We start from the raw sequence: 10815 nt of genomic DNA, 5'->3' as shown, positions 1-10815 counted from the left end.
TGCTCCTCACGGTCGTACGCCCGGGGTTTCCAGCGGCATCCCCCGGGCGCGCAGGGCCAGCCAGGCTTCGAGTTCCACCAGTTCCATTGCGCCGTAGGGCGGCGCTTCCGCGCGCACGCCATTCATGCAATTGCGCAGGCGCCGCTGCAATGAGCCCAGCGACTGCCATTCCAGCCGGTAGATCGGGTAAGCATTGGCATGCGCCTGCGGGATCACGGCGCTGGCCAGCTTGCCACCCCAGTGATCGTCATGGCACTGCGCGCACGACAAGTTCAACTGGCCGATGCGCTGCTGCCAGCGTAACCTCCCCCGTTCCGCCGCGGCGCGCGTCTGTTCGTCCTGCGGCGGCGCCAGCGGCATGCCGCGCGACTGCATGCCGACATACGCTTCCAGGCTCAATAAGTCGTCGCTTTCCGGCGCCAGCGGCGGCGCCTGCTGCGCGCCCTGCCGGCACAGTTCGATGCGCTGCGCCAGCGTGATGACTTTGCCGGCCTTGCTGTCGTACGCGGGATAGCGTGCCGCCACGCCGCGCATGGCAGTCTTCGCGTCGCCGTGGCAGGACATGCAAGAACGGCTGGCCTTGCCCGCCGCGGTCTGCCACAGCGTTTCACCGCCCGCGACCCACAGCATGGCGGGGTTTTGCCGGTCGTCCTGCTGCATGGCTTGCGTGGCCGCGCTCATGAAGTGCGTGCCGGACTGGCGGGGGTCGCCGCTGTCCGCTGGCCTGGGCGGTGACGGGTGGATGACGGCGGCCAATAACGGGGCGGCGCCAGCCAGCGCGCACAGCCAGGCAACGAGCCGTGCCGCCCTCTTCATGGCGCCACCGTGAGCGTGACGCGCTCGGTCTGCGCAAAACCCTTGTCGCCGGTCCACGTGAATTCCAGCGTGCCCGTTTCCACCGCCACGGTATAAAACGCGATATACGGATTGGCGGAAACGGCAGGGTGCAGTTCCGCGCTGAACACTTCCTCGCCGTTGTAGCGGCAGCTGAAATACGTGAGGATGTCGCGCGGCAGCGGCTTGCCGTCCGGGCCGGGACGGTAGCCCGTTTCCATCGGATGGCCGATCAGTGCGCGGATTTCCACCACGTCATTGCGCTTTGCCGTCGACGGCATGTGGATCAGGGCGCGCGCCATTACATCGGCTCTCCTTCGATACAGGCGGCCAGCGCCACGATGACGTCCACCGTTTGCTGCCAATAGCTGCCATCGCTCATGCGCACCACGGCCGCCAGCTTTTGCGACGTGGCCAAGCGGATGCGGGTCGACACTTCCGCCTTGCCGCTGCGGGCCGTCAGCGTAAAGCGCACGATGTCCGTTTCCGGGTTGCGTTCGTTGAACAGCGCGATGCCGGTCACGTGGTCTTGCTGCGTCATCGGGCTGTCGGCGCGGATGGTGACGGGGACCGCGTTGCCGTTGTCGATCAGTTTGGCGATGTCGAACGTGACTTTGCCTTCGTTCGGGACTTTGTTCCCGGTCCAGCGGGCGATGGCGGCGCGCATTTCGTCCGGCGTGGCGGATGCGGGGCGGACCAGCGCCAGCAGCGGCAATGCGCCTGCCGCGCGCAGCAGGGTGCGGCGTGTGGCGGCATGGTCCATGCATGCAGGGGTGCTGTCGCCGGCCACTACGGTTTCTCCTTGGACGGCCCGGCCGGTGGCGTGGGCTGCGGCGGCTGCGCAAACAGCGTGCGCAGGGTTTGCAGGTAAGCCACCACGTCTTCGACCTGCTGCGCCGTCAGGATGGTCTTGCCCCGGTATTGGGGCGCCACGTGCGACAAGCCTTCCGTCTTGTAATACGCGGGCATGATGGTGGCGGGATTGATGCGGCCCGGGTCGACGATGCGCAGCCGTAGCTGGGCCGCCGTCGAACGCTCGCCCGCGCCCGTCAAGTCGGGGGCCAGGTTGCCCTGGAACGGTTCTTCCGGGATCGGGCCGGAGTGGCACAGCAGGCACAGGCCGAGCTGGCGGTTGGCCACGATGGCGCGGCCGCGCTCGACGTCGCCGGGGGCGGTGCCGGGTAGCGGGTCGGGGATACCGTCGGTGGCTGCCGTGGCGGTGGACAACAGCAAGGTCGTGAGCGCTGCCGCAAGGCCCCGGCGCGGGAGCGGATTGGACAGATCGCGCCGGGCAGCCATGATTGCGCTATGCCTTGGCTTTGAGGCTGTGATTCTTCAGCGGCAGGTCGCGGATCCGCTTGCCCGTCGCCGCAAAGATCGCATTCAGCACGGCGGGCGCCGCCACGGCGATGGTCGGTTCGCCCACGCCGCCCCAGAAGCCGCCGGACGGCATCACGATGGTTTCCACCTTCGGCATTTCATCCATGCGCAATGGCACGTAGGTGTCGAAGTTGGTCTGTTCGACGCGGCCATCCTTCACCGTGCATTCGCCATGCAGCGCGGCCGACAGGCCGTAGACGAACGACCCTTCCACCTGCGCTTCGATCTGCTGCGGATTGACGGCGTGTCCCGGGTCGGTGGCGGCAATGATGCGGTGGATTTTCAGGCGCCCTTCCTTGCTCACCGAGACCTCGGCGCAGGCGGCCACGTAGCTGCCGAAGCCCATGCACTGCGCCAGTCCCCGGTAAATGCCCTTCTTCGGCGGCTTGTTCCATCCGGCTTTTTCCGCCACCGCGTTCAAGACGGCCAGGTGCTTCGGATGGTTGGCCATCAGCTTGCGGCGCAGCGCCAGCGGGTCCTGCTTCGTGGCGTGGGCCACTTCATCGAGGAAGCATTCCAGGTAAATCGTATTCTGGTTCAGGTTCACGCCGCGCCAGAAACCGGCCGGCACCGGCGGGTTGCGCATCGCGTGGTCGACCAGCAGATTCGGGAACGTGTAGCCGATCGATGCTTCCGGCCCCGGTGGATTCAAGCCCTGGAACACGGCCGGGTCCTTGCCATCCTTGAGCGTGGCGCCCAGCGAAGCCAGGATCGACTGCCCGGAAATGCGCATGTGCAGGCCCGTGATATTGCCCTGCTCGTCCAGCCCCGCCGTCAGCTTGCACTGCGTGACCGGGTGGTAGCGGCCATGCTGCATGTCTTCTTCGCGGGTCCAGATCAGTTTGACGGGCGTGCCGGGCAATTCCCTGGCGATCAGCACCGCCTGGCGCACCCAGTCGTGCGTGGCGCCCCGGCGGCCGAAACCGCCGCCCAGGTGCAGTTTATGGACGTCGCATTGGGCGGGCGGCAAACCCGCCGCTTCCGACGTGGCGGCCAGCGCCGCTTCGCCGTTTTGCGTGGGCGTCCACACTTCGCAGCGCTCCGGTGTCCAGACGGCGGTGGCGTTCATGACTTCCATCGTCGCGTGGTTCTGGAACGGATACGAATACACGGCTTCCACGGTCCGCCTGGCGGACGCAATGGCGGCGCGCGCATCGCCATTGCTGTTGCCGACCACGCCTTCCGGCGCGTTCAGTCCCTCTTTCAGCATGGCGGCGATATCGGCGCTGCTCAGTTTCGCATTCGGGCCTTCGTCCCACACGATGGGCAAATCCGCCAGCGCGCTGCGGGCGCGCCACCACGTGTCGGCCACCACGGCCACGGCGCTGTCGCCCACCTGCACGACTTTTTTCACGCCGGGTCGCTGCGCGATCGCGGCCGCATCAAAACTTTTGACCTTGCCGCCGAATACCGGGCAATCCTTGATGGCGGCATTGACCATGTTCGGCAGCTTCAAATCCATGCCGTAAACCTGCGCGCCCGTGGTCTTGTCGACCGTATCGAGCCGCGCCAGGCGCTTGCCGGCCAGCTTCCAGTCTTTCGGGTCTTTCAGTTTGACGTCCGCAGGCACCGCCAGCTTGCCCGCCGCCTCGGCCAGCTTGCCATAGGTGGCGCTGCGCCCGGAGGCCGCATGGGTCACGGCGCCATTGGCCGCGCGGCATTCCGCCACCGGCACCTGCCACTGGTCGGCCGCCGCCTGCATCAGCATCATGCGGGCCGCCGCGCCGCCCTTGCGCACATATTCGTTGGATTCGCGGATGCCGCGGCTGCCGCCGGTCGAATAGCTGCCCCACACGCGTTTGCGCGCCAGGTTACGGCCGGGGCTCGGGTATTCCGTCGTGACCTTGGCCCAGTCGGCATCCAGTTCCTCCGCCACCAGTTGCGCCAGGCCGGTCAGCGTGCCCTGGCCCATTTCGGAACGGGCAATGCGGATCACCACCGTGTCGTCCGGTTTCACGACGACCCACGCGTTGATTTCCGGCGGCTGCTCGCCGGCCTGCTGCGCCTGCGCATCCAGCGGGATGGCGAATGGCACCACCAGGCCGCCCAGCGCCAGGGTGGAGATTTTCAGGAAGCCGCGCCGTGATGTAGAAACTGGCAACGGCGCGTTCATGCCTTGTCTCCCACGTGCTGGATGTCCAGGCCGGCCGACTTCGGACTGGCCTTGGCGGCCACCACCTTGATGGCGGCGCGCACGCGGTTATACGTGCCGCAGCGGCAGATATTGGTGATGGCGGCATCGATGTCCGCGTCGGTGGCTTTCGGCTTGTGCTTCAGCAGTGCGCTGGCGGCCATGATCATGCCGGACTGGCAGAAACCGCACTGCGGCACGTCCAGCGCGGCCCATGCCTTTTGCACCGGGTGGCTGCCATCTTTCGACAAGCCCTCGATGGTGGTGATCTTCTGCTTTTCCGTCAGCGCGGACACCGGCAGCACGCAGCTGCGCGTCGCTTCGCCATCGATGTGCACCGTGCACGCGCCGCATTGCGCGACGCCGCAGCCATACTTGGTGCCGGTCAGTCCCAGCTGCTCGCGCAGCGCCCACAGCAGCGGGGTGTCACCCTCCGCATCGATTTCCCTTACCACCCCGTTGACGTTGAGCCTGGCCATGCGTTCTCCTGCGATGCGTGATGTGAACTGCGATCTTACTCCGCACCTTTTCGTTTTGGAACTTTTGACATGTATCAAAGTTTTTACTGCTTGGGATTCATACACTTTGTTTCGAACTCAACAGCAACGAAGGAAAATGTGTATGAAAGTCACCATCGCCGCCATCCTGGCCTCTCTTTTCAGCCTGTGCGCAGGCAGCGCGTATGCCGCCGATTATGCCGCCGGTAGCGGCTCCCTGCTGGTCCGTGCGCGCGCCGTGCATATCAATCCGGCCGACCATTCCGATCCTGTCGGCGGCGCCGGCGCATCCGACCGCATCGCCGTCAGCAGCAAGACCATCCCGGAAGTGGATATCTCGTATTTCTTCACGCCGAATGTGGCGGCGGAACTTGTGCTGACCTATCCGCAAAAGCACACCGTGTATCTGGACCGCAAGGACATCGGCACGTTCCGCCATTTGCCGCCCACGTTGCTGGCGCAATACCATTTCATGCCGGGCCAAACCGTCAGCCCATACGTGGGTGCTGGCGTCAACTGGACCACCTTCTCCAAAAACAATCTGTTGAATGGCGGCGCCAGCCTGGAACACGACAGCATCGGCCTGGCATTGCAGGCAGGCGCCGACGTGCGGCTCGACAACCGCTGGTCGCTGAACTTTGACGTGAAAAAACTGCGCCTCCGCAGCGACGTGCTGATCGGCGGAGCGAAAGCCAGCCGTGTCAAGGTCGACCCGGTCCTGTTTGGCGTTGGAGTCGGCTACCGCTTCTGATCCAGCAGCGCATCCTGCAATTCCTGCGCCAGGCGCCGCCGCTGCGCATCCGGCGCGTACACGCCCACTTCCAGTGACGTACCCTTCGCTTCCAGCAACACCAGGCTGCGGGGCGAATCCGGCTTGGCGACGCGCGTAAAGTACGGTTCCAGCACGGTCTGCGACGCGCGTCCCGCCGACACCCGCTCCACGAGCAGGCAGCCGGCGGTCAGCACGATGTGTTCATAGTCGGACGCGTGGCGCGCGTACAGGATGAAGGCGGTGGTGACGGCGGCCAGCTCGATGGCCGTGAACACCAGCACTTGCCACACGCCCTGTAGCAGGAACACCAGGGCCACACCCAGCGACAACGCGCACAGCGCCGCATACGCTGTCACCGTCTGGCGCGGTGTCAGCGAACAATTGCGGCGCAACAGCCATTCGCGTTTTTCTATATCGCGTTGCATACCGTATTTCCAGGTCCCCGTACATGGATTTTACTGCTGCTGTGAAGGATCGCCCGTTACCGTTGTTGCATGGCGACAACCAGCCCGCGTCCCTGTCCGTGGCGGGAAGACACCCGGGCCAGGATGTGACATTCTTCTGGAAATTACTACACGGGGGAGTCATGTCGCTTGCGAATTTGAAGATAGGGGTGCGCCTGGGCGTTGGATTTGGCGTGGTATTGACGTTGCTGACAGCCATGATGCTGCTGGGATTGGCATCGATGTCGCGCATCGGCAGCCGCACGCAGGACATCCTGAACGACAAAAGCGTCAAGATGGCGGCCGTACGGAGCATGGTCGGCGATGTTCGCACCATTACGCTGGCGTTGACCACGATGACGGTGGTCTCGACGCCGGAGCTGATCAATGCGGAACTGGCCAAGGTCGATGACGCCCGCAAGCGCTACAAGGATTCGCGCGACAAGCTGGCCGCGCTAATGACGGACGACAAGGAAAAAGCGCTGCTGGCGGCGGTCGATGACGCGCTGAAGACCGGCGCGGAAAAGAACAACCAGCTGATCAAGCTGCGCAAGGAAGGCATCGCCGAAGAGGCGGTCGACTACCTGCTGAAGGAAACCGGCCCGGTGCAGGCCAAGGCGCTGGCTGCGCTGAACGACGTGTTCACGCACGAAACCAGATTGATGGATGAAGCGGGTGCGGACGTACAGGAGGTCTACAGCAATTCCCGCATCATGCAGCTGGCGCTGGGCACGATCGCCATGGCGATGGGCATCAGCGTGGCCTGGTTCATCACCCGCTCCATCACCACGCCGCTGAACCGTGCCGTGGCCGTGGCGGAAACCGTGGCGTCCGGCGACCTGACGTCACGCATCGATACGGAAGGCAAGGATGAAATGGGCCGCCTGCTGCAGGCGCTGAAGAAAATGAACGATGCGCTGCTGGGCGTGGTGGGCCAGGTGCGCACCGGCACGGACGCCATCACCACGGCGTCGCATGAAATCGCGGCGGGCAACATGGATTTGTCGGCGCGCACCGAGCAGCAAGCCAGCTCGCTGGAAGAGACCGTGTCGTCGATGGAACAGCTGACGTCCACCGTGCGCCAGAACGCGGACAATGCGCGCCAGGCCAATACGCTGGCCCACTCCGCGTCGGAAGTGGCGTCGCGCGGCGGCGCCATCGTGGCGCAGGTGGTCGATACCATGGGCGCCATCAATACGTCGTCCGGCAAGATTGCCGACATCATCGGCGTCATCGACGGCATTGCGTTCCAGACCAATATCCTGGCGCTGAACGCGGCGGTGGAAGCGGCCCGCGCGGGCGAACAGGGACGCGGCTTCGCCGTGGTGGCGTCGGAAGTGCGCTCGCTGGCGCAGCGCTCCGCGGCGGCGGCCAAGGAAATCAAGGAATTGATCGACGCATCCGTCGCCAACGTCGATGCCGGCTCGCGCCTCGTCAACGACGCGGGCCAGACCATGGGCGACATCGTCGACAGCATCCAGCGCGTGGCCGACATCATGGGTGAAATCACGTCGGCCAGCCAGGAACAGACGCTGGGCATCGAGCAGATCAACAAGGCCATCGCGCAGATGGACCAGTCCACGCAACAAAATGCCGCGCTGGTGGAAGAAGCGGCCGCCGCATCGCAAAGCATGCAGGAACAGGCGGACAAGCTGGTGCAGGTGGTCGGGTTCTTCTCGACAGGGGCGCATGCAGCGCCGGCGCCGGCACCTGCGCGGTCGCGGGCGGTCGCATTGGCGCCGAAGGCGCCGAAAGCGCCCGTACGGACGGCGGCCAAGGCCGCGCCAAAATCCGCTGCGCAACCTAAGCAGGATGAGTGGGAAGAGTTTTAAGAATGCAGCCGGCTTAACTCCGTAGGGCGGTTTGCGCGCAGCGCAAGCCGCCATGCATGCGCCGCGTTGACGCATGCAGGCGGCTTCGTAGAATCCGCCCTACGGACTCGGCGCATCACATATTTCCGCGTTCCGGCCTGGCCAGCAGCGCATGCGGCCCGTTGACGCCAACAATCAGCGCATCACGAATTTCCACGTTCCAGCCTGGCCAGCAGCGTACGGATATCCCTCAGCGGCAGCACCAGGTCCGGCTGCCGCAGGCGGATCGCCGCTTCCGGCATCAATGGCGATTGCGCCTCGTGCGGATCCTGCACCACGGTCAAGCCACCCGCCGCGCCGATCGCCGCCAGTCCCGCCGCCCCGTCGTGGCTGGCGCCCGTCAGCAGGATCCCCACCAGATTGGGGCCGTACGCATCGGCCGCCGATTGCATGGCGAAGTCGATCGCGGGGCGGGAAAAGATGTGCAGCGGCTCGTTGCTGAGCGAGAACGTGGCGTCATTTTCAACCGACAGATGATAATCGGCCGGGGCGAAATACACGGCGCCCGGCGCCACGTCTTCCTTGTCGCCCGCTTCGCGCACCGGTATGGCCAGGCGCGATGCAAACAATTCCGCCAGCTGGCTGGAACGCCCCCGCAGCATGTGTACCACCACCACGACCGGCACCGGCACTTCCCGGGGCAAGCCGGGCAAAATCTCCAGCAGCGCCGCCACGCCGCCGGCGGACGCGCCGATCACGGCCGCCTCGAAATGCCGTCCCTGCAGCAACGCCGCCAGGTAAGCTTCCAGCTCCGTCAGCGGCGCCGGCGTGCTCATGACAGCTTCCGGTAAATGCGCTCGCGCCGCGACACATCGTCGAAGCGGGACCGGAACCGGGAAAAATCAAGGGTCTCCTTGCTGCCCAGTCCCAGGAAACCCCGGTGGCACAACGATTCGTGGAACAGGCCGAACGCCCGTTCCTGCAAGGCCTTGGTGAAGTAGATCAGGACGTTGCGGCAACTGATCAAATGCGTTTCCGCGAACACGGCGTCGGTCGCCAGGCTGTGATCGGCATACGTGATGTTGTCGCACAGCGAGCGGTCGAACAGCGCTGCGTTGTACGCCGCCGTGTAATAGTCGGAAAACGCGTGCCGGCCGCCCGCCGCCTGGTAATTGGCCGTGTAGCCCCGCATCGCTTCCAGGGGGAACACGCCTTTGCGGGCCTTTTCCAAGGAGGCGGGGTTGATGTCGGTGGCGTACATGATGGTGCGCTCCAGCAGCCCTTCTTCCTTCAGCAGGATCGCCAGCGACAACACTTCCTCGCCTGTCGAGCAGCCAGCCACCCACACCTTCAGCGACGGATACGTCGACAGCACGGGCAGCACGTGTTCGCGCAGCGCCGCGTAATATGGCGGGTCGCGGAACATTTCCGTCACGGGGATGGTCAAGAATTGCAGCAACTGGGAAAACGCGGCCGGTTCGTGCAAGACGCGCGATTGCAGCACGGAGACCGTGGGGCAATTCATGTCGCGCATGGCTTGCAGCACGCGGCGCTTTTGCGAGGCGCCCGTGTATTCACGGAAGTCGTAGCTGTATTTCTGGTAAATCGCTTCCATCAGCATCGACAGTTCAATGTCCGTGTCCGACATAAGATTCCCTTACAAGCGCCCGGTACCAGGCATCCATACGCGCAGCAGCGAATACAGGCGCGACAGGTCGATCGGCTTGGCCAGGTAGTCATTGGTGCCGGCGGCCAGGCACTGTTCCTGGTCGTCTTTCATGGCCTTGGCCGTGATGGCGATGATGGGAAGCCGCGCAAAGCGGGCATCCTTGCGGATGCGGCGCGTGGCTTCCAGGCCATCCATCACGGGCATCATCACGTCCATCAGCACCAGGTCGATGTCCGGCACAGTATCGAGCTTTTCCAGCGCTTCCACGCCATTGCGGGCGATTTCCACGATTGCCCCTTTTTGCTCCAGCGCGCTGGTCAGCGCAAAGATATTGCGCACGTCGTCGTCAACCAGCAGGATGCGCCGCCCTTCCATCACCTGGTCGCGGCTGCGCACGGTCTTCAGCATGGATTGCCGTTCGCTCGACAACCGGGATTCCACCTTGTGCAGGAACAGCGTGACTTCGTCGAGCAGGCGCTCCGGCGAACGGGCGCCCTTGATGATGATGGAGCGCGAGTACTTGTGCAGGTCCGCTTCCTCGGCCCGCGTCAGGTTGCGGCCCGTGTAGACAATCACGGGCGGGAACGATGCGATTTCCTCCTGCGACATGCGCTGCAACAGTTCCCTGCCCTGCATGTCCGGCAACTTCAAATCGATGATCATGCAATCGAAGATCGTGGTGCGCAGCAGCGCCAGCGCCGCTTCGCCGGATTCCACGGCGGTGATGTCGATGTCGTCGTCGGCAATCAGCTGCACCACGCTGTCGCGCTGGCGCTGGTCGTCTTCCACCAGCAGCAGGCGCTTGATCTTTTGCGTGAATTTTTCTTCCAGCTTGCGGAACACGGCTTCCAGCTGCTCGCGCGTGGTGGGTTTCAGCGCATAGCCGATGGCGCCCATGTGCAGGGCGGCTTCCTCGTTGTCGGCGGCGGACACCACGTGGACGGGAATGTGCCGCGTTTCCGCGCAGTCCTTCAATTGCTGCAGCACGGACAGGCCGGAACGGTCCGGCAGGCGGATATCGAGCAGGATCGCGTCCGGCTTGTATTGCGTCGCCAGTTGCACGCCCTCGTCCGCGCCAAAGGCCACCAGGCAGCGGTAGCGCATGTCGTGCGCGAGGTCGTACAGGATGCGGGCGAACGCGGGTTCGTCTTCGATCACCAGCACCAGCCGTTCAGGTGGCGGCGGCAAGGCGCGGTCGTCGTCGAAGGGCCGGGGCGCGGTCGTCGGCGCCGGGGTTGCCGGCAAGGCGCCCGCCGGCAGCGCCATGGCGCCGTGGGC

At 64.9% G+C, this 10815-nt stretch carries 12 protein-coding genes; 2 read left to right on the top strand and 10 right to left on the bottom strand.

Annotated elements, in window-relative coordinates; genetic code table 11:
- Nucleotides 1–6 precede the first annotated feature (6 nt).
- From soxA to GJ700_RS31670, 6 genes are read right to left on the bottom strand one after another with little or no spacing between them, the layout of a single operon-like run.
- Nucleotides 7–816 carry a sulfur oxidation c-type cytochrome SoxA gene (soxA, locus tag GJ700_RS31695; RefSeq protein WP_154381647.1) on the bottom strand — a complete coding sequence of 270 codons (810 nt, stop codon included), beginning with the start codon at nt 814–816 and terminating at the stop codon, nt 7–9.
- Nucleotides 813–1136 carry a thiosulfate oxidation carrier complex protein SoxZ gene (gene soxZ / locus GJ700_RS31690; protein WP_154381645.1) on the bottom strand — a complete coding sequence of 108 codons (324 nt, stop codon included), beginning with the start codon at nt 1134–1136 and terminating at the stop codon, nt 813–815. Before soxZ ends, soxA begins: the two co-directional genes overlap by 4 nt.
- Entirely contained in the window at nt 1136–1624 is a 489-nt protein-coding gene (locus tag GJ700_RS31685; RefSeq protein ID WP_371868224.1) for a SoxY-related AACIE arm protein, read from the bottom strand. The genes soxZ and GJ700_RS31685 overlap by 1 nt, the downstream gene beginning before the upstream one ends.
- The gene (gene soxX, locus GJ700_RS31680) at nt 1624–2133 is read right to left on the bottom strand and encodes a sulfur oxidation c-type cytochrome SoxX (protein WP_154381643.1); all 510 of its coding nucleotides are present in this window, start codon (nt 2131–2133) and stop codon (nt 1624–1626) included. Before soxX ends, GJ700_RS31685 begins: the two co-directional genes overlap by 1 nt.
- Nucleotides 2134–2140: 7 nt before the next feature.
- On the bottom strand, nt 2141–4327 hold the full coding sequence (locus GJ700_RS31675; RefSeq protein WP_154381641.1) for a xanthine dehydrogenase family protein molybdopterin-binding subunit: 2187 nt from the start codon (nt 4325–4327) through the stop codon (nt 2141–2143).
- Nucleotides 4324–4824 carry a (2Fe-2S)-binding protein gene (locus GJ700_RS31670; protein WP_154381639.1) on the bottom strand — a complete coding sequence of 167 codons (501 nt, stop codon included), beginning with the start codon at nt 4822–4824 and terminating at the stop codon, nt 4324–4326. Before GJ700_RS31670 ends, GJ700_RS31675 begins: the two co-directional genes overlap by 4 nt.
- Before the next feature lie 142 nt (nt 4825–4966).
- On the opposite strand from GJ700_RS31670, the gene GJ700_RS31665 reads away from it, so the two are divergent.
- The gene (locus GJ700_RS31665) at nt 4967–5593 is read left to right on the top strand and encodes an OmpW/AlkL family protein (RefSeq protein WP_154381637.1); all 627 of its coding nucleotides are present in this window, start codon (nt 4967–4969) and stop codon (nt 5591–5593) included.
- On the opposite strand, the gene GJ700_RS31660 is transcribed toward GJ700_RS31665, so the two are convergent.
- Nucleotides 5581–6039, bottom strand: a complete 459-nt coding sequence (locus GJ700_RS31660) for a DUF2244 domain-containing protein (RefSeq protein WP_154381635.1) — start codon at nt 6037–6039, stop codon at nt 5581–5583. The two genes, GJ700_RS31665 and GJ700_RS31660, sit on opposite strands and share 13 nt — an antisense overlap.
- A gap of 161 nt (nt 6040–6200) precedes the next feature.
- Here GJ700_RS31660 and GJ700_RS31655 point away from each other — a divergent pair, with 161 nt between their 5' ends.
- On the top strand, nt 6201–7889 hold the full coding sequence (locus tag GJ700_RS31655; protein ID WP_154381633.1) for a methyl-accepting chemotaxis protein: 1689 nt from the start codon (nt 6201–6203) through the stop codon (nt 7887–7889).
- Between the two features lie 182 nt (nt 7890–8071).
- Here GJ700_RS31655 and GJ700_RS31650 read toward each other — a convergent pair whose 3' ends face one another.
- The 3 genes from GJ700_RS31650 to GJ700_RS31640 form a co-directional block, all read right to left on the bottom strand.
- A complete protein-coding gene (locus GJ700_RS31650; RefSeq protein WP_154381631.1) occupies nt 8072–8704 on the bottom strand; it encodes a chemotaxis protein CheB in 633 nt (210 codons plus the stop codon).
- On the bottom strand, nt 8701–9516 hold the full coding sequence (locus GJ700_RS31645; protein WP_154381629.1) for a CheR family methyltransferase: 816 nt from the start codon (nt 9514–9516) through the stop codon (nt 8701–8703). Before GJ700_RS31645 ends, GJ700_RS31650 begins: the two co-directional genes overlap by 4 nt.
- Nucleotides 9517–9525: 9 nt before the next feature.
- The coding region (locus GJ700_RS31640; RefSeq protein ID WP_154381627.1) for a response regulator at nt 9526–10815 on the bottom strand (1290 nt) is incomplete at its 5' end.

Source organism: Pseudoduganella rivuli, from assembly GCF_009674485.1.
In the GTDB taxonomy this organism is placed as follows: Bacteria; Pseudomonadota; Gammaproteobacteria; order Burkholderiales; family Burkholderiaceae_D; genus Rugamonas; species Rugamonas rivuli_B.
Note: the sequence above shows the minus strand (reverse complement) of the source record. Positions and strands in the feature narration are given on the sequence as shown.